At 71.6% G+C, this 17,319-nt stretch carries 19 protein-coding genes; 10 read left to right on the top strand and 9 right to left on the bottom strand.

Going from position 1 to position 17,319, the window contains the following annotated elements; all coding sequences use genetic code 11:
* The first annotated feature begins 168 nt into the window (after positions 1–168).
* Positions 169–1,707: an alpha/beta fold hydrolase gene (locus ACFWZ5_RS12690; RefSeq protein WP_384785316.1), complete on the top strand. Its 1,539-nt coding sequence runs from the start codon at positions 169–171 to the stop codon at positions 1,705–1,707.
* 135 nt (positions 1,708–1,842) lie between these two features.
* On the opposite strand, the gene ACFWZ5_RS12685 is transcribed toward ACFWZ5_RS12690, so the two are convergent.
* The 3 genes from ACFWZ5_RS12685 to ACFWZ5_RS12675 all read right to left on the bottom strand — a co-directional run bounded on the left by ACFWZ5_RS12685 (position 1,843) and on the right by ACFWZ5_RS12675 (position 5,355).
* Positions 1,843–2,970, bottom strand: a complete 1,128-nt coding sequence (locus tag ACFWZ5_RS12685) for a PQQ-dependent sugar dehydrogenase (RefSeq protein WP_384785313.1) — start codon at positions 2,968–2,970, stop codon at positions 1,843–1,845.
* Between the two features lie 211 nt (positions 2,971–3,181).
* Entirely contained in the window at positions 3,182–4,381 is a 1,200-nt protein-coding gene (locus tag ACFWZ5_RS12680; protein WP_384785310.1) for a cysteine desulfurase-like protein, read from the bottom strand.
* Positions 4,382–4,470: 89 nt separating this feature from the next.
* A complete protein-coding gene (locus tag ACFWZ5_RS12675; RefSeq protein WP_384785307.1) occupies positions 4,471–5,355 on the bottom strand; it encodes a LysR family transcriptional regulator in 885 nt (294 codons plus the stop codon).
* A gap of 129 nt (positions 5,356–5,484) precedes the next feature.
* Between ACFWZ5_RS12675 and ACFWZ5_RS12670 the strand changes: the two genes are divergently transcribed.
* On the top strand, positions 5,485–6,375 hold the full coding sequence (locus ACFWZ5_RS12670) for an NAD(P)H-binding protein (RefSeq protein ID WP_384785304.1): 891 nt from the start codon (positions 5,485–5,487) through the stop codon (positions 6,373–6,375).
* Between the two features lie 9 nt (positions 6,376–6,384).
* Here the strand turns inward: ACFWZ5_RS12670 and ACFWZ5_RS12665 are convergent, their stop codons facing one another.
* Positions 6,385–6,984, bottom strand: coding sequence for a DUF2867 domain-containing protein (locus tag ACFWZ5_RS12665; RefSeq protein ID WP_384785449.1), 600 nt, complete (start codon positions 6,982–6,984; stop codon positions 6,385–6,387).
* 147 nt (positions 6,985–7,131) lie between these two features.
* On the opposite strand from ACFWZ5_RS12665, the gene ACFWZ5_RS12660 reads away from it, so the two are divergent.
* The 3 genes from ACFWZ5_RS12660 to ACFWZ5_RS12650 all read left to right on the top strand — a co-directional run bounded on the left by ACFWZ5_RS12660 (position 7,132) and on the right by ACFWZ5_RS12650 (position 9,495).
* Positions 7,132–7,704 carry a TetR/AcrR family transcriptional regulator gene (locus tag ACFWZ5_RS12660; protein WP_384785301.1) on the top strand — a complete coding sequence of 191 codons (573 nt, stop codon included), beginning with the start codon at positions 7,132–7,134 and terminating at the stop codon, positions 7,702–7,704.
* An 85-nt stretch (positions 7,705–7,789) separates the two neighbouring features.
* Positions 7,790–8,113 carry a hypothetical protein gene (locus ACFWZ5_RS12655; protein WP_384785298.1) on the top strand — a complete coding sequence of 108 codons (324 nt, stop codon included), beginning with the start codon at positions 7,790–7,792 and terminating at the stop codon, positions 8,111–8,113.
* A 149-nt stretch (positions 8,114–8,262) separates the two neighbouring features.
* The gene (locus ACFWZ5_RS12650; RefSeq protein ID WP_384785295.1) at positions 8,263–9,495 is read left to right on the top strand and encodes a serine hydrolase domain-containing protein; all 1,233 of its coding nucleotides are present in this window, start codon (positions 8,263–8,265) and stop codon (positions 9,493–9,495) included.
* A gap of 3 nt (positions 9,496–9,498) precedes the next feature.
* On the opposite strand, the gene ACFWZ5_RS12645 is transcribed toward ACFWZ5_RS12650, so the two are convergent.
* The 4 genes from ACFWZ5_RS12645 to ACFWZ5_RS12630 form a co-directional block, all read right to left on the bottom strand.
* Entirely contained in the window at positions 9,499–10,362 is an 864-nt protein-coding gene (locus ACFWZ5_RS12645; RefSeq protein WP_384785292.1) for an alpha/beta fold hydrolase, read from the bottom strand.
* Between the two features lie 68 nt (positions 10,363–10,430).
* A complete protein-coding gene (locus tag ACFWZ5_RS12640; protein WP_384785289.1) occupies positions 10,431–11,054 on the bottom strand; it encodes a TetR/AcrR family transcriptional regulator in 624 nt (207 codons plus the stop codon).
* 278 nt (positions 11,055–11,332) lie between these two features.
* Complete coding sequence (locus tag ACFWZ5_RS12635; protein ID WP_384785286.1) at positions 11,333–12,124, bottom strand: PhzF family phenazine biosynthesis protein; 792 nt, start codon at positions 12,122–12,124, stop codon at positions 11,333–11,335.
* 211 nt (positions 12,125–12,335) lie between these two features.
* Positions 12,336–12,908 carry a carboxymuconolactone decarboxylase family protein gene (locus ACFWZ5_RS12630; protein ID WP_384785284.1) on the bottom strand — a complete coding sequence of 191 codons (573 nt, stop codon included), beginning with the start codon at positions 12,906–12,908 and terminating at the stop codon, positions 12,336–12,338.
* A gap of 116 nt (positions 12,909–13,024) precedes the next feature.
* On the opposite strand from ACFWZ5_RS12630, the gene ACFWZ5_RS12625 reads away from it, so the two are divergent.
* The 4 genes from ACFWZ5_RS12625 to ACFWZ5_RS12610 all read left to right on the top strand — a co-directional run bounded on the left by ACFWZ5_RS12625 (position 13,025) and on the right by ACFWZ5_RS12610 (position 16,179).
* The gene (locus ACFWZ5_RS12625; protein ID WP_384785281.1) at positions 13,025–13,720 is read left to right on the top strand and encodes a class I SAM-dependent methyltransferase; all 696 of its coding nucleotides are present in this window, start codon (positions 13,025–13,027) and stop codon (positions 13,718–13,720) included.
* A gap of 145 nt (positions 13,721–13,865) precedes the next feature.
* Complete coding sequence (locus ACFWZ5_RS12620) at positions 13,866–14,150, top strand: winged helix-turn-helix transcriptional regulator (RefSeq protein WP_384785278.1); 285 nt, start codon at positions 13,866–13,868, stop codon at positions 14,148–14,150.
* Positions 14,151–14,347: 197 nt separating this feature from the next.
* Positions 14,348–14,947 (top strand): sigma-70 family RNA polymerase sigma factor, encoded by a 600-nt coding sequence (locus ACFWZ5_RS12615; protein WP_384785275.1) that lies wholly within the window; start codon positions 14,348–14,350, stop codon positions 14,945–14,947.
* Positions 14,944–16,179 (top strand): maleylpyruvate isomerase family mycothiol-dependent enzyme, encoded by a 1,236-nt coding sequence (locus tag ACFWZ5_RS12610; RefSeq protein WP_384785273.1) that lies wholly within the window; start codon positions 14,944–14,946, stop codon positions 16,177–16,179. The genes ACFWZ5_RS12615 and ACFWZ5_RS12610 overlap by 4 nt, the downstream gene beginning before the upstream one ends.
* Before the next feature lie 24 nt (positions 16,180–16,203).
* Here ACFWZ5_RS12610 and ACFWZ5_RS12605 read toward each other — a convergent pair whose 3' ends face one another.
* A complete protein-coding gene (locus tag ACFWZ5_RS12605; RefSeq protein WP_384785270.1) occupies positions 16,204–16,839 on the bottom strand; it encodes a TetR/AcrR family transcriptional regulator in 636 nt (211 codons plus the stop codon).
* Between the two features lie 38 nt (positions 16,840–16,877).
* Between ACFWZ5_RS12605 and ACFWZ5_RS12600 the strand changes: the two genes are divergently transcribed.
* Positions 16,878–17,204: a rhodanese-like domain-containing protein gene (locus tag ACFWZ5_RS12600; protein WP_384785267.1), complete on the top strand. Its 327-nt coding sequence runs from the start codon at positions 16,878–16,880 to the stop codon at positions 17,202–17,204.
* The last annotated feature ends 115 nt before the right edge of the window (positions 17,205–17,319 follow it).

The following is a 17,319-nucleotide window of genomic DNA, read 5'->3' as shown; positions in this document are numbered from 1 at the left end:
GCCTAGACCATGCTGCTTGACGGGGACCCGTCAAGGGTTGTCGCTTCTTACGTGCTTTTGCCGTTGCTCTGCCGTCGCTGTGAAGTGCGCGCGGCAACGTTGCGTCCGCGCCCCGGGAAACACCGGGGCCGCACGGGGGTCGAGGGGCCCGAGGCAGAGGAGAGGGCGATGACGTACAAAAGCACGGCGCGGCGCGCGGGGCTGACGGTGAGCATGCTGGCGGTGCTGGCTTCGGTGCTACCGGCGACGGCGACGGCCGCCGCCGCGCCGGTGGGCGGCGCCACGGCGGGCCCCGCCTGGTGTCCGACCGTCGAAGGGCACCGGGTCGACTGCGGCTCGATCGCCCGCCCGCTGGTGGCGGGCAAGCCGGAGCTGGGCGAGGTCAAGGTGAGTTACGCGGTGGTACGCCACCGCGCGCCCGGCCCGGCCAAGGGCACCGTCGCCGTCAATCCGGGCGGCCCCGGCGAAGTCGCCATCGACAAGGCGGAGCCGTTCGCCTGGGGCATGAGCAAGCTCCTGAAGGACCACGACCTGCTGCTCGTGGACCCGCGCGGCACCGGAAGGTCGCAGCGCATCCCGTGCGGTGTGACCGACGCCGCGTACCGGTTCGGCACGCGCGCCCAGCAGCGGGCCGCGGTGCAGCGGTGCGCGAAGAACCTCGGGCCCAAGGTCGCGGGCTACACCTCGGCGGCCACCGCCGACGACATCGATGCGATCCGCGCCCGGCTCGGCGTGCGCAAACTCAGTTTGTACGGCCTGTCGTACGGCACGTACCTGATGCCGGTGTACGCCGCCCGCCACCCCGAGCACGTGCGCTCCCTCGTGCTGTCCGGCGCCTACCCCCTCAAGTTCGACCCGCTGGCGCGGCCCAGCGCCCAGGCGGTCTCGCAGTCCCTGCGCCGCGTGTGCGAGCGCAGCGTCCCGGTCGCCTGCGACGGGAAGCAAGCCGTGAAGGACCTGGCCACTACGGCGGCACGGCTGCGGGACCGGCCCCTCACGGTGTCGATCACCACGGGACACGGCGTGTACGAGAAGCGGTTCGGCGAGGACAAGCTCGCCAACCTGCTGTTCGAGGCGGCCAGCAGCGGCGTCGGCTTCAAGCCGGACAAGCCCTCGCTGCTCGGGCAGCTGCCCCGCGCCCTGAACCGCTTCGTCAAGGGCGACGCCGCGCCGCTGCGCAAGCTGGTCCAGGAGGAGGGGAAGACGGGCAGCAAGGTCGACCAGGCGCCGTACATCGCGGTCACCTGCAACGACTACCGCAAGGCCTGGTCGAAGGACGCGCCGCCGGCCGAGCGGTGGCGGCAGTACCGCGCCGCGCTCGCGGCCGTGCGCCCCGGTGAGCACGGGGCGTTCAGCACGAAGGGCTTCACCGAGGGGACCATGGACGGCGGCGACACCTGCATCGGCTGGCCGCGCAAGAACACCCCCGGCCCCCAGCCCACGAAGCTCACGCTGCCCGACGTCCCGGTCCTCGTGCTCTCGGGCGACCTGGACGCCAACACGCCCGACACGAACGGAAGGAAGGCGGCCCGGCAGTTCCGCGACAGCCGGTTCTTCTCGGTCCGCAACATGGGACACGTGCCCGAGCTCGAGCTGAGCCGCTGCGCCTTCGGCGTCTCCACGCACTTCATCCGCACTGGCGCACCGGGAGACACGTCCTGCCTGCGGGCCCTGCCGCCGATCACTGTCGCTCCGGTACGCGGCTGACGCGCCCGGCGTTCCGCCGTCCCTGCGAGCCTGGCGCGGCAGCCAACGGCAACGGCTGCCGCGCCAGGCCAGGTGCGTGTGTGCGTGTATCGCGTGTGTTGTGTGTGCCGACGCGGTCAGGCTCCCGCGGGGTGCCTACCGTCGTGCGGCGGGGGAGCCGTGGCCGCTGCCCGAATACACGACGTCGACCAGCAGGACGCGGTCGTCGCCCGGGGCGTTGTCCCGGTCGTCGGACGTGGTCAGCCAGATGTCGCCGTCGCCGTCCACCTCCACCGTGCGCAGTCGGCCGTACGTGCCTTGGAAGTACGTCCTGTCCTCCACCAGGTTGGCGTTGGCGTCGATGCGCATCCGGTACACCCGCTGGCCCCGGGTGGTGGCCACGAAGACGTGGTCGTTGATGATGGTCAGGCCGCTGGGCGAGCCGGAGGCCACCGGCCAGGTCTTCTTCGGCGGGATGAAGCCGGAGCAACTGCCGCTCGTCCCCTCGCAGTTGGGCCAGCCGTAGTTGCCGCCCTTCTGGACCAGGTTGACCTCGTCCATGACGTTGTTGCCGAACTCCGACTGCCACAGCCGGCCCTGGGAGTCGAAGTCCAGGCCTTGGGGGTTGCGGTGGCCGAGGGACCACACAGCGTTGCCGAACGGGTTGTCCGACGGGATCGAGCCGTCCGGGTTGATGCGCAGGATCTTGCCGTTGAGGGAGTTCCGGTTCTGCGCCAGGGCGCTGTTCTGCGCGTCGCCCATGGTGGCGTACAGCTTGCCGTCGGGGCCGAAGCGCAGGCGTCCGCCGTTGTGGGCGCGGTTCTTGGCCATGCCGCGGAGCAGCACCGTATAGCCGCTGAGGGTGTTGTTCTCCAGGGTCATGCGGGCGATGCGGTTGCCGTCGGTCGAGGTGTGCAGGAAGTACAGGTAGTGGTCGGTGGCGAACGTCGGCGAGATCTCCAGGCCCATCAGGCCGCCTTCGAGGCCCGTGGTCTGGGAGTTGGGCACCTTGCCGAGCAGCGTCCGCTGGCCGGATTTGGTCAGGCGGAAGACGTTGAAGGTGTTGCGCTCGGTGTAGATCCCCGAGCCGTCCGGCAGCAGCGCCACGCCCCAGGGGACGTCAGTGCCGCTGACGAGGGTCGTGACGGTGCCCGGGTCGGGGGTGCCCGGCTGGGCGTCGGCGGCCGCGTCGGCCGTGGGGGCGGCCGCGCAGAGCGAGGCGGCGGTGGCCGCGGCCACCAGGACGCCGAGCGCCCGGGACGGATGGGGTCGGGTGGATGACACGGTGTCCTCCAGGGGGAGTGGGGGGAGTCGATGCCCTGGCGGTGACAACACATTTCAGGTGGGGTGGGGCACCGTAGGAGCGCGTGGTGCACCTGTCAACGCATGCGGTCGGCCGTTCTGGCCGCCGCCGAGCTGCCTTTCTGGGGGCTGCCCGGCTGAGCCCCGAGGCTCAGCCCTGTCCCCTCAGGTCGGAGAAAGGCGCTGAGTCAGGTCAGAGAAAGGCGCCGAGACCCTCCAGGAGCCGGTCCACGTCATCGGCGGTGTTGTACGGCGCAAGCCCCACCCGCAGCGCCGGATCCTCGAGCTTCAGCGCGGTGAACGGCTCGTACGCGTAGAACGACCCGGCCACGGCCACCACGTCGCGCGCGGCCAGGTGGGCCTGGGCGTCGCGTGCGTCGCGGCCTTCGAGGGTCATCAGGAGCGTCGGAGTGCGGTCGGGCGCCTTCGAGTGGAGGGTGAGCGCGTCGCCGAAGGCCCGCAAGCCCTCCTGCAGTCTCGCCCGCAGCGACTGCTCGTGCTCGTGCACGGAGCCCAGCGACCGCGCAAGACGCTCCCTGCGCGAGGCGCCCGTCCCCGGGTCCAGCGAGGCGAGGAAGTCGACGGCCGCCGTGGCGCCCGCCAGGGTCTCGTAGGGGAGCGTGCCGAACTCGAAGCGCTCCGGCACGGTGTCGGGCGACGGCAGGAGCTTGTCCGGGCGCACGGTCGCGAGGAACTCGGGCGCCGCCGCAAGTACCCCGCAGTGCGGCCCGAGGAGCTTGTACGGCGAGCAGACGAAGAGGTCGGCTCCCAGGGCGGGTACGTCCACGAGGTGGTGCGAGGCGTAGTGGACGCCGTCCACGTACATCAGGGCGCCGACGTCATGGGCGAGGTCGGCGAGGGCGCGGACGGGCGGCTTGGTGCCGAGGACGTTGGAGGCCGCCGTGACCGCGACAAGGCGGGTGCGCGGCGACAGGGCTCGCTCGTACGAGGCGAGGTCGAGCTCCGTGGTGTCGGCGTCGATCTCGATCCAACGGACCGTCACTCCGGCGCGCCGGGCGGCCTGTATCCAGGGGCGGACGTTGGAGTCGTGTTCCAGGCGGCTGAGGACGATCTCGTCGCCCGCGTTCCAGTCCTTGGCCAGGTGGTGGGAGAAGTCGTACGTGAGCTGCGTGGCGCTGCGCCCGTGGACGATGCCGCTCGCGGGTACGTGCAGCAGGTCGGCGTACGCGGCGCGGAAGTCCGTGACGGTGCGCTCGGCGTTGCGCGCGGACGGGTCGACGGTGCCCCGGTTGGACAGCGGGCTTGTCAGCGTCGCGGCGATGGCGTCGGCGACGGAACGAGGGGTCTGCGTTCCGGCAGGACCGTCGAAGAAGGCGAGGCCGCTGTCGAGGGAAGGGAAGTGGGCCCGCAGGGCGGGGAGGTCGAGGGCCATGGTCTCGGCTTTCTGTCGGGCGAACTGCCAGGTGTCGGGGCGCCTTTACTCTGACGTCGCGATCACGGCACGTAAAGCGCCGGACTCGCCTACCGTTCCTGCGCGGCTTCGGCCGCGGCCACGGCGGCTCGGACGAGTGCCGCCGTGGCCGTGGAACGGGACTGCTGCGGCCAGGCGATGGCGAGGACCGCGGGCGGAGCGTCCGGGACCAGCCGGAAGACGACGCCCGGGCGGGGGTAGCGCGCCGCCACGGAGGCGGGCAGCAGGGGAGTGGGGCCGCCCAGGGCCACGAGCGTGAGCAGTTGGGCGAGGTCGCGGCCCTCCCCGGGGCTCTCCCCACGGGTCCCGCCGGGGCTCCTGCCGGGGCTCCCGTCGGGGCTTTCGGTGGGGCGCCGGTGCAGATCGTCGGGGCGCATACCGAGGTCCGCAAGGGTCAGGCGGTCCCTGGCGGCGAGCGGGTGGGTGGCGGCGAGGGCCGCGACGCGCGGTTCGGAGGTCAGCGCCTCGCTGTCCAGGCCGGTGCGGTCGAAGGGCTCGTGGAGCAGGGCCGCATCGGCTTCCCCCTGGCGCAGGAGCCGAGGGTGTTCGTACCGGCCGCACAGCCGGACGGCCACCGGCACGGATGCCGGTTCACCCGTGTAGCGCGCCAGGATCGGCTCGAGGAGCCCCGCGTCGCCGTCGGCCTTGACGGCCAGGACCAGCTTCGGGTCCGGTGCGGCCGCGCGCTGGGCCCGCCGGCCGGCGGCCTGCAGGGCGTCGAGGGCGATCCTCGCCTCCGTGAGGAGCACTCTTCCGGCCGGGGTCAGCGCCACGCTGTGGGTGGTCCGCTCGAAAAGGGTGACGCCCAGGTCCGACTCCAACTGGCGGATCGCGCGGGACAGGGGCGGTGAGGAGATGCCCAACCGCTCGGCGGCACGGGCGAAGTTGAGCTCGTCGGCGACGGCGACGAAGTAGCGCAGCGGGCGGGACTCCACGCGCTCCCTCCCTCTCTGCTTCGGTATTGCCGTGAGGGTAACAAGCGGGATCGGACCGGTCCTTCAGTTCCGGACCGGCACCCAGCAGGCTCGACGACATCAGCCACGGCATCCACCTGGGAGCAGCTCATGATCGTCGTCACCACCCCGACCGGCCAGATCGGCCGGCAGGTCCTTGACCACCTCCTCGACGCCCCGGACACCACGGGACCGATCCGAGTGATCGCCCGCGACCCCGCCCGCCTCTCCCCGCGTGTGCGTGAACGGGCGGAGGTCATACGGGGATCGCACGCCGACCCCGCGGTGCTGCACGAGGCGTGCGCGGGTGCCGACCGTCTGTTCTGGCTGGTGCCGCCGACACGACAGGCCGACAGCGTCGAGGGCCACTTCCGTGACTTCACCGACCCCCTGCGCGAGGTGATCGGGCGCCAGGGCCTCAAGCGGGTCGTCAACGTCTCGACCTTGGGCCGTGGCGTGGCGAAGAACGCCGGACAGGTCTCGGCGTCGCTCGCCCTGGACGAGGCGATCGCGGCCACGGGCGTGCACTACCGGGCCCTGTGCCCGCCGTTCCTGATGGAGAACCTGCTGGGCCAGGCCGCGTCGATCCGCGACGCGGGAGTGTTCTTCCTTGCGCTGGCGCAGGACCGCGTCCTGCGCACGTGTGCCACCCGCGACGTCGCCGCCACGGCCGCCCGGCTCCTGCTCGACGGATCGTGGACCGGGCAGGAGGACGTCCCCCTGGTCGGACCCGACGGCCTGACCCCCGAGGACATGGCGCGGGTCGTCTCCGAGGTCCTGAACCGTCCGGTCGGGCTCAAGACCGTCAACAGCACGGACTACAAGGCGTCCGAGCTGCGCTTCGGGGCGAGCGAGCCCTGGGCGCAGGGACTGGCCGACATGGTGGATGCCATGAACGACCAGGGCTTCTACGGTGCCGTCGAGCCGAGCACTCCGGAGTCCGCGCCCACGGGCTTCCGGCAGTGGTGCGAGGAGGTACTCAGGCCTGCCGTCCTGGCGTAGGCGGCGCGTTCATGCCGGTTCCGCGTACCTGTCCCGGTTCCGCCACGCGCGTTCCCATTTCCGGGTCATCGCCGGGTAGACGATCAGGTACCGGAACGGCTTGATCGCCGCCATGTACAGCCGTCCGAACAGGTTGTTGGGCTTGACCAGGGCGGCCATCCGCAGTTGGTACTCGCCGCTGTCGGTCGGTACCCAGCCCAGGTGGCAGACGGTGTGGACGGTCTTGTTGGCCAGCTCCATGGCGCACTCGTCGTGCAGCTCGTACATCATGGTGAACGGGGTGTTGGGCACCGCCGAACCGGTCGTGTCCTGGCACAGGTCGTGGGGCAGCCGGTCGCACAGCGACCCCACCCGCCCCGCGAGCCCCTGCTTCGGCTTGTCCCAGCCGAACAGGGCGCCGAGCTTCCAGCGCACGGCGAACAGGAACCGGACCACCGGCGGGTTCTCGTTGAGCCCGCCGGCGGCCCGCAGCGCGGCCAGCATGGCGGGGAAGTCGTCCGGCCCGGCGCCGGGCGTGCGGTAGGCCCATACGTCCTCGAGCCGGAAGTCGGGGGTGAGTTCGTGGATCCGCCACGGGCGGGCGGTGTGCTCGGTGTCGGGAAGCCGCATCGACATCACAGCCGTTCCGTCAGTGGAAGGTGCCGAAACCGAATCATGACGCTGTCCCCTCTAGCGTTATACGATCCCGTACAAGTCGAACATAGAGCGGTTGTACGTCGCCGTACAACCGGTCGTGAGAGTGAGGTCGACCACCTGATGGGGGCGTTGCGCACACCGCGTGAAAAGTGGGTCGAGGAGGGGCTGCGGGTCCTTGCCGAGGGCGGTGTGCACGCGGTGCGCGTCGAGGCCCTGGCCAAGGCACTCGGGGTGACCAAGGGCGGCTTCTACGGCTACTTCGCCGACCGTGACGCGCTCCTGACGGAGATGCTGGACACCTGGGAGCGCGAGAGCGTCGACGACGTCCTCGACCGGATCGAGCGGGAGGGCGGGGGCATCCTCGACCAGTTCCGGCTGGCCGGCCAACTCACCTTCTCCGGCGACCGCGTGCTCCCCATCGACCTGGCGATCCGCGACTGGGCCCGCCACGACCCGGACGTCGCCGAACGCCTGCGCCGCGTGGACAACCGGCGCATGCAGCTCTCGCGCGACGCGCTCAGCAGCGTCTGCGCCGACCCGGACGAGGTCGAGGCCCGCTGCCTGCTCGCCTTCTGCCTGGCGATCGGCAGGCACCTGCTCGCCGCCGACCACCCCGACCGCACCCGCGACGAGGTCGTCGCCCGCGCCGCGGACCTCATCATCAACGGCCCGAGCGAGGACCCAGCCTCTTGACGGAGCGAGGGGATCCACCGCCGCTGGACGAGGACGCCAAGGCCGCGCACGGAAAGACCCGCAACGGCGAAAGGGCCAGGCCGCGATGACCGACTGCGACACCTACGGCACGAACACGCACACTCCGAGCGAACTCGCCCGGCTCGTCACCGGCCATCTCGATGTGGCCTTCGCCGAACGTGACAGCGGCTACCGGGGCGTGTACTACCTCGCCGATCTCGGCGGCGGAAGCATAGAGATCCAGCCCAACGCCATCCCCGGCGACGACGGCCGGCACGATCTCTACGCCCCGGAACCCCCAACGATCCAGGTGCTCTTGCTCAGCACCGCCCCGACCCCGGAGCCCAGCGTGCGCGCTCGCCTGTGCGCCATCGAAGGGCTGGTGCACCTGGGCCGCGAAACATGGTGAGCCGCTACCGATCCGAGTACTCGCATCGCGCGCCCGGCGCGTGCGCCGTGTCCTGGTGCGCCGGGCGGCCTCGACACGGACGCGCACCGCGCCGGTGATCCCGCCGTCGCCCAGGCAGCATGGGGCTTTCCGGCGAGAGGGAGGTTCCCATGGCAACGCGTACCGTACGGACCGCGCTGGCCGCCGTGATCGCGGCGGCCTCGATGACCGCCGCGACCGGACTGGCCGCCCCGTCGACGGCGGCAGGCGCACCCGCCGTACCGGCCCGGGGACATGGGCAGACCCAGGCCGCCTTGGACGCCGCCGTCGGGGCAGTCGGGGCAGGAGTCCCGGGCGCCCTGGCGCGGGCGCACGACGCGCACGGCACGTGGCACGGCGCCGCCGGGGTCGCGGACCTCACCACACGGCGTCCGCCCCTGCCGGTCGACCGGTTCCGGGCGGGCAGCATCTCCAAGACGTTCATCGCGACGGTCCTCCTCCAGTTGGAGGCGGAGGGCGAGTTGAGCCTGTCGGACACGGTGGACAAGTGGCTGCCGGGCGTGGTCCGCGGCCACGGCCACGACGGCCGCGGGATCAGCCTGCGACAGCTCCTCAACCACACCAGTGGCATCTACGACTACACCGAAGACCCCCGCCTGCACATCCAGGGCAAGGAGTACCTGACCCACCGCTACGACACCTGGAAGCCCGAGCAGCTCGTGGCCCTCGCCATGGACCACGAGCCGAACTTCGCGCCCGGAACCAGCTGGAACTACACCACCACCGAGTACGTCCTCGCCGCGATGGTCGTCGAACGGGTGACGGGCCACACCTACGCCTCGGAGGCCGAGCGGCGGATCTTCAAGCCGCTCGGGCTGCACGCCACCAGGCTGCCCGGCACCCACACCAGAATTCCCCAGCCGAGCGGGCGGATGTACACCAGGTTCCCGGACGACCCGCAGCACAAGATCTACGACATCACCGAGTTCAACCCCTCCTGGGGCTGGTCCGCCGGTGAAATCATCACCAGCACTGCCGACCTCGACCGCTTCCTCGCCGCCCTGATGCGCGGAAAGCTGCTCCCCGCAGCCCAGCTCAAGGAGATGACCACCACGGTCCCCTCTCCCGACTTCGGCGACGGCCAGGACGACGGCCTGGGGATCTTCCGCGCCAAACTGCCCTGCGGCAAGGAAATCTGGGGGCACACCGGCTTCATGCCCGGTTCGCAGAGCATGGCGTACACCACCCGGGACGGGCGGCACCGCCTGGTGGCCAACTTCAACACCGACTGGGCCGGGGACACCGACGCGGCCGGGTATGTGCTCCTCGCGGAATTCTGCGGAACGGTCCCGCCCTCGACGACCACCGTTCGCTCCGCTCAGGCACCGGGCGGTACCGGCTGAGCCTCACGCCCGCCGGATCTCCTCCAGGAACGGGACGATCGCGTCGACGAAGTGCTCGTTCCGGTCGCCGACCACCATGTGCCCCGCGCCGGTCACGTCGACGCGCCGCGCGTGGGGGACCTCGTCGCAGAACTCCTCGGCGATGTCCTCGCGCACGATGTCGCTGACGCCGCCGCGGACGAGCAGGATCGGCACGTCGGCGTGGCGCGCGGCGTCGAGAAGGCGCGCCGCCATGCCGGGCGGATCGATCCGGCCCTCGAAGCTTGCCAGCAGGCGGGGGTCCCAGTGCCAGACCCAGCGATCGCCATGGCGCCGCAGGTTGTTCCGTATCCTCTCCGGGTCGTCCGGACGCGGGCGGTGCGGAAGGTAGGCGGCGACCGCCGCGGCCGCTTCCCCGACGCTGGCGAATCCGTCGGGCCGCCGGCGCATGAACTCGACGATCCGGTCGACCCCACGCGGATCCGGTCGATGGGCGACGTCGACGAGCACCAGGGCGCGAACCGCCGCCCCGGGCGCCTCTCCGGCGGCGAGCAGCGAACTCAGGCCGCCGAGCGAGGCACCGACGAGCACCGGTCGGCCGCCGAGTTCGGCGACGAGCGCCCGGACGTCCCCGGCGAAGAGGTCGACGTCGTAGTCACCGTCGGCCGACCATGCGCTGGTGCCGTGCCCGCGTAGGTCGGGGGCGATCACCCGCCATCCCAGGGCGGCCAGTCGCGGGCCCGTCCGGTCCCAGGCGTGCCGCGTCTGGCCGCCGCCATGCAGCAGGACAAGAGGGGGCGAGGACGCCTCGCCCCACACGTCCGCCGTGAGCTGGATGCCGCCGCGGCCCACGAACCGTCGGGGCTGCGGCAGCGCGTCGGCCGTCATTCCGCGCCTCGCGTCGGCTGTGGCTCCGCGCCTCGCGTCGGCCGTCCTTGCACGCCCCGGGTCGGCCGTCATTCCGCGCCTCGGATCCGCAGCGGCGCAAGCAGCTGGTCGCGGTAGGGATCCGCAGCCGCCGCGGCGAGCGCGACGTCCAACGCGAACAGGGCGCGCGCGAGGAACCGGTCGTCGTCGATCAGCGCGGCGACCCACTGATGCAGCGCACCCACGCACGAGGTGCCGACGACGGAGGCCAGCGCGTCCGTGTCGATGTCGGCGCGCAGCAGCCCTCGTGTCCGCGCGTCCGCCAACGCCCGGCGCAGCTGGGTGAGCGGACTGCGGTCGAGCACGAGGCCGCTCTCCTCCCACTCGCGCACCATGCGACGCGACACGACCGGGTCGTCCACGAACAGCAGGACGGTCGACCTGACGACCTCCCGTGGGTCATCCGCTCCCAGCACCGCCAGACGGCGCTCGAGTTCGTCCATGAACCCGACAGCGAGCGCCTCCCAGATCTTGTCGCGCGGTCCGATCAGGTTGTACACGGTGGCCGGGGCGACCTCCGCCCGCGCGGCGATCCGCTCGGTGCTGAGCGCCGACTCCGGGCTGTCCCGCAGGAGTTCGCGCGCCGCTTCAAGGATCCGGATCCGTCGCTGGGCCTTGTGCCGCTCGCGGAGCCCTCCCTCGCCCACCTGCATCAGCGCACATCCCTTCGCCAAAATTTAGAGAGCTATCTAAAAATAGATACCCCTCTGGGCTTGGTCAACCGTCGGGAAGGGATCGGAGGATGCCAGTACGTCGGCCGCGGTGCGTGGCGTAACCGTACGCGCGAGCGCGCGTTGAGTGGGCATCGCGTGCACCAGCATCCGTTCCCCCGTGGATGCGCGATCGGCCCCGAACTCGGCGATGAGTTCGGGGCCTTGGTGTCTCCGCGGGGGTCTGCGCGGCCGCGTCGCAACCAGGCCGGGGCGGGGCATCACCGCGGCAGGCGGAGCACGTGCCCGATCCGCGCGGCGCCGGTGACATCGGCCAGCAGCCCCGCCCCGGTGGTGGGGCGCGCGCCGGCAGTGACGGTGGAAGGACAGCCCAGGGCGTCACCCATGTCGACGGCGACCTCGGTGACGCCCTGACGGGCGAGAAGGTCGACGGCCAGGCAGGCGGAGCTGTTCGCGTTGGCGATGTCCTCCGGTACGCCGATCGACGGGGCGAACATACGGGCCGCGACCCGGCCGGAGATGGACACGGGGGAGTGGGCGAAGCAGCCCAGCAGGTCCAGCCGGTCACAAGCGGCGGCGAGTCGACCGGGATCCGGGGCCATGGCGGCGAGGGCGGACGGGGTCGCGACAGGGACAAGCAGCCGTGGCCGTCCAAGAGTGGCGATACGGGCTCCGGACCCCACCGCTGTGGGCGGCAGCCCCAAAGCAGGAAGGAGCAGCGCGAGTTCCGCTGTCGCGGCCGCGCGCAGACGCACCGGCCCGGCCCCGAAGGTGACCTCGGCGGACGACAACGCCCCGCGGCGCACGCGCCCCTCGGCGACTCGCCCCGCCACCCGCAGAGCGGCCCGGTACTCCTCGCCGTCCGCGTGCGCGGCGAGGAAGGCCAGGGCGGCCACGGTGCCGTGGCCGCACGCGGGCAGCTCCCCCTCTGCGGTGAAGAAGCGCACCGAGACGACGGGCCGTTCGGCACGGGAATCGAGGTCGCGTGAGAGGAAGACCGCGTGCGAGGTACCGGCCAGGCCGGGCACGCGGCGGCGCTCGTCATCGGTCAACGGGCTGTCGGCCCGGGATCGGTCAACGGGCTGTCGGCCCGGGCCGGTGACGGCGTCTCGTCCAGGACTGCGGTCGGACTGCCGCCGCGTCCGTCGCGCAGGCACGCGTGCACGATCGTGACGGACGGGTGGCCGTGGCCTGTTGCGGCCTGGGAGGGGTGGCTCCCCGGACAGCTCCCCGGACGACCTCCTGGATGACTTTCTGGACGGCTCATCGGGTGCGGGGGAGGACGTCGGCGAAGCGAGGCGCGCCCGGCTCGTACGGCACCCGCGCGGCGCGCGCGGCAAAGCTGACGGCGTGGTACCAGCCGCACAACAGCAGCAGGTCGAGCAACTGGAGCTCGTCGAAGGCCGATGCGAGCCGTGCCCACAACGCGTCGTCGATGTCGCAGCGCTCGTGCAGCGCGTCCACGGCGAGGATGAGCAGCCGTTCCCGCTCGGACGTCCAGCACGCGTCAGCGGGGCCGCCGTGGACCAGCGACGCCGTCTGCTCGCGGGTGAGACCGACGCGCTCGGCGTACGTCATCACATGGACGCCCCACTCGTACTCGCAGCCGCACAGCGCGCACGTCCGGTCGATGACGATCTCACGCTCCCGCATGGTCAAGGTCAGCTGCCGGCCCAACTCGTAGCGGCCCCACGGGTGCATGGCGCCGGCCAGCGGCAGGTTCCTGGCGAACATCCGGAACAGCCCGATCGGCGGAGCTCCCGCAGGCATCATGCGCGCGAGCTGGGCGCCGGCCTCTTCCGTGTAGGGCGGTTCAAGGAGAGCTATCCGCGGCATCGTCGCTCCCGTCGCGTCGGTGTTTCGGAATCAGAAACGCGACTGAATGCTAGTGTTTCGAATAACGAAACGCAAGGATGAGGGGCAAGGAGGGGCATGCCGTGTACGGGAGAGGCGTGACGCACAGAGCTGACGCTCAGTCCTTTGACCGGTTCGCCCTCGACTACGACCGCTTCGTGAGCCTGCTCCCGGGGCAGAACGCCGCCTGGCTGCTCGGCCTCGGCCTGAAGGGGGAACGTGCGCTGGATGCCGGCTGCGGCTCGGGACACGCGGCCGAGGCCCTGGCGGACGGCTTCGAGGAAGTCATCGGCCTGGACCTGAGCGGCCCCCTGATCGAGATCGCCAGGGCCAAGAGGGCACGGCCCCACGTGCGCTACCTGGTGAAGGACCTGTTCGACCTGGAGGACCAGGACGGCTTCGACCTGGTCTACAGCCACACGACGCTGCACCACCTGGAGGACTACCGGGCCGGTTTGGAGCACTTGAAGAGCCTGGTGCGGCCCGGCGGCACCGTCGCACTGATCGACAACGTGTCCGATCGGTATCCGACGCCGCCGCGCAGGGCGTACACCTGGCCCGCGCTGTGGAGCTTCCCCGGTGAGATCCGACGTGTGGGGCTTCGCGACGCATGGTTCCAACTGCGCTTCTGGCACAGCCGTCCCTGGCTGGCGCATCTCCTCAGCGACCGCTACCTCTCGCGCGAGCAGTTCCGCGAGCTCTACGGGAAGGTCTTCCCGGGGGCCCGGTTCGATGACCTCGGCTTCGCCTTGGCCATGTCCTGGACGGCTCCGCCCCGCAAGCCGCCCCAGTGAATGAGAAAGACAACCGATGGAGATCTCACAGCACATGGCGAGCCCCAGCTCACCGGAGCCACCCGCTCGCCAGGTCGGAAGAGAACCAGCACCGGCACCGCGCCCAGGAACACCGGCCCGTGGCTCGACGACGGGCCGCCCGATCATGGCCGCGATGGATCTGTTCGGCCGACGCTGGGCGCTGCGCATCCTCTGGGAGCTGCGCGCGGGCCCGCTCGGCGCCCGCGCGCTGCTGTCGCGCTGCGAAGGCCTGTCGTCCAGTGTCCTCTACCAGCGGCTCCGCGAACTCACGTCGACCGGGATCATCGCCGCCTCGCCCGACGGCTACGAACTCACCCGGCTGGGGGCGGCTCTTGGGGACGCCCTGCGCCCGCTCGACGAATGGGCGATCGCCTGGGAGCAGGAGCAGGAGCAGGAGCAGGAGCAGTAGTCGGCGGAGGCCCACCCCGGAACTGGTCCTCCTCCGTGAGGGCAAGGCCCTCCGGGACGCGCCAGCCGAAGCCGGCCCCGTTTCTCGGGGCAGTTGGGACACGAAGCCGCGACAGAGGTACGGGCCGTGACGGGCGTCACCGCCCCGGTACCGTGCCAAGGGGTCCCGGAACCTTTTCTTCGGGGGACACTTCGGCCATGGCCGCCTCCCATCAGGCGCGGCCGCAGAGCGGGCCCGAGCTCACCGCGGCGGTCCCGGAGGACCGCCTGGAGGTCCAGGCCCGCCTGCTGGCCGCCGACGAGGACGCGTTCCGCGAGATCTACGAGCGGTACGCCCCGCAAGTGCGCGCCCTCGCGGCCCGCATCACGCGCGACCGCAACGCCGCCGAAGACGTCGTCCAAGAGGTCTTCGCGCGGCTGTGGGAGCGCCCGCTGTCCTACGACCCGGCCCGCGGCCCCCTGCGCGCCTGGCTCGGCGTGGTCGCCCACCACCGCGCCGTCGACTGGGTCCGCCGCGAGGAACGCCACCGCCGGGCCGTCGAACGTCCCGCACCGCCCGCCCACGACGAGACAGCCGACATCGTGACCGCCCGCCTGGAAGCGCTCGGCGTCCGCTCCGCCGCAGTCCGGCTGCCGGAACCCTTGCGCACCCCGCTGCTCCTCGCCTACTACGGAAGCCGTACGTACCGTCAAGTCGCCTGTGACCTCGGCATCCCCGAAGGGACTGCCAAGACTCGGCTGAGGGCCGCACTGCGCGCACTGGCCGCGGCACTCGCGGAGGAAGGGATCACACCATGAGCGGTGCCCCCCGCCCCGCACCCGACGAACACCCCGAGCTGTGCTCCCTCCTGGGCGCCTGGCTCCTCAACGCCTGCTCGGCACAGGAACGGATCGCCATGGCGGCCCACGTGAAGCACTGCGCCCTCTGCGCGGCGGAGATGCGCGACCTGCACCCCGCGGTCACGTCACTGACCAGCCAGCCGCAGTACGAGGATCCCGCCCCGTACGCGGATCTCATGGCGTACGAGGATGCCGCCGCGTATGAGGATCATGTCTCGTACGAGATTCCCGCAGGGTACGAGAACCTTGCCTCGCCCGACGACGGCTCGCACCGCTCCCAGCCTCTGTCCCTGCCGCTGTCCTCGGCCTCGTCCACGCACGGCGACATCACCGCCCTCGCCTTCGCCCGCCGCCCCCCGGCCCCCCGCCATCTCCCGCCCCACATCCGCCCGTACGCGGACCAAGTGGCCACCCTGGACGCCGTACTGCGCGACCTGGCCGCCGAGGAGTGGAACACCCAAACCGTGGAGGGCTGGACCGTCGCCCAGCTGGTCGCCCACCTCGCCGCGACCGACAGCCTCCTGGCCGAGACCCTCGACGCCACGGCCCGCGGCCCCCTGGACCTGCCGGGCGACACCGTCCCCGCCCGCACCCGCGCCTTCACCAGCTGGGCGGTCGATCAGCCCCCGGCGTCCGTCCACGCAGCTTGGCGTACACAGGCGGACCTCCTGCGCGACACCCTCGTACGCGAAGCCGCACCCAACACCCCCGCCGCCGAAGGCCCATACACTCCCGGCGACCGGCTCGGCCTCGCCGACGGCCCTCGTCTGACCCTCGCTGACCACGCCACCACCCGCGCGTTCGAGACCTGGATCCACACGCGGGACCTCGCCCTGCACACCGGGCGTCGGCTGCCGCCACCCACCGCCCGGTCCCTGACCCGCATGTCCGACCTCGGCGCCCGCCAGCTCCCCTTCGCCATGCGACACCGAGGCACCCCCCTCGGCCATCGCGTGCTGCACGTCGAACTCACCGGCCCCGGCGGTGACACCTGGCACCTCACCGATCCTGAAAACCCCTCCTCCGAGCGCCCACCCGACACCCATCTCGTCGTGGGAGCCATGGAGTTCTGCCTGCTCACCGCGGCCCGCCGCACCCCCGCCGAGACCGCGGCGCACACCCGTGTCACCGGCGACACGGCCCTGGCGGACGCGGCCCTCGCCGCCGCACCTGCCTTCGCAGGTCCCTGACCGTTCAGGGGAAGTGCAGGCGACTCAGCTCTGTGGACTGGAGGGTTGCAGCGCCGACTGCGCGAGCCGGATGAGGCCCGCTCGCATCCGCTGTTCGCCGAGTTCCGGCAGGAGCGCGGCCACGTGCTCGGCGCCCAGGGCGGCGAGCAGGGCGTGAGCGGTGTGGTCGGGGTCGGGTGTGGCGCTGAGCAGGATCGCCGTGTGGCGGTGCCAGAAGCGGTAGGCGCCGATCCGGTACCGGGCGCCGGGTGCTGCGGTCTCCGACATCCGGATCAGGCTCAGGTGTTCCATGAGGTAGTCGAAGTAGGCGTCGATGAACGCGGTCAGGCGTTCGCCGGCGGGTGCGCCGGGGCCGAGGGGCGGCGGGCCGTGCAGGAGCGCCTCCTGCAGAACGCGTTCCCGGGAGTCCAGGAGCGCGACGGCAAGCCCGGACTTGTCGCCGAAGCGGCGGAACAGGGTGCCCTTGCCGACGCCGGCGGCTGCCGCCACCTGGTCCATGGAGACCGCTTCGACGCCGTGTTCGGCGAAGAGCCTGCCCGCGGCGTCCAGGACGGCGGCGCGGTTGCGTGCCGCGTCCGAGCGCTCCTTGGGCGGTGGGGTGCGCAGGAGTTCCAACGGGATTGCGGAATCGGACTGCGGTCCGTTACTGTCATGAGCCACAACCGGACTATAGTCCAATTTCCTCGAAAGGTAGTGGCATGACTGCACTCATCACGCGCGACGAGTTGAAGGCAGCGATCGACGCGGGCACCGTGACGGTCGTCGACACCCTGGGCGGCGAGTACTACGCCAAGCAGCACCTGCCCGGCGCCGTCGAGCTGGTCCTGGCCGACGTGGGCGCCCAGGCGCCCGCCCTGCTTCCCGACCGCGACGCCGCGATCGTCACGTACTGCTCCAACCCTGGGTGCGCCAACAGCGGGCAGGTCGCCGACCGTCTCACCGCTCTCGGCTACACCAATGTCCGCAAGTACCGCGAGGGCATCCAGGACTGGGTGGAGGCAGGTCTCCCCACCGAGTCCGCCTGATTCCGACTGACCGACGCCGGGGGACGGGCACGCGGGAGACCAGGCCGACCCCCCCCGTGAAGCCGCCGGGAGGCCCCCCACAAGGTGGTGGACGGGTGCCCGCGACGCCCCGGGG

This window comes from Streptomyces sp. NPDC059003 (assembly GCF_042740445.1).
Taxonomy (GTDB): Bacteria; Actinomycetota; Actinomycetes; order Streptomycetales; family Streptomycetaceae; genus Streptomyces.
This window is presented reverse-complemented; position numbering and strand designations above follow the sequence as displayed.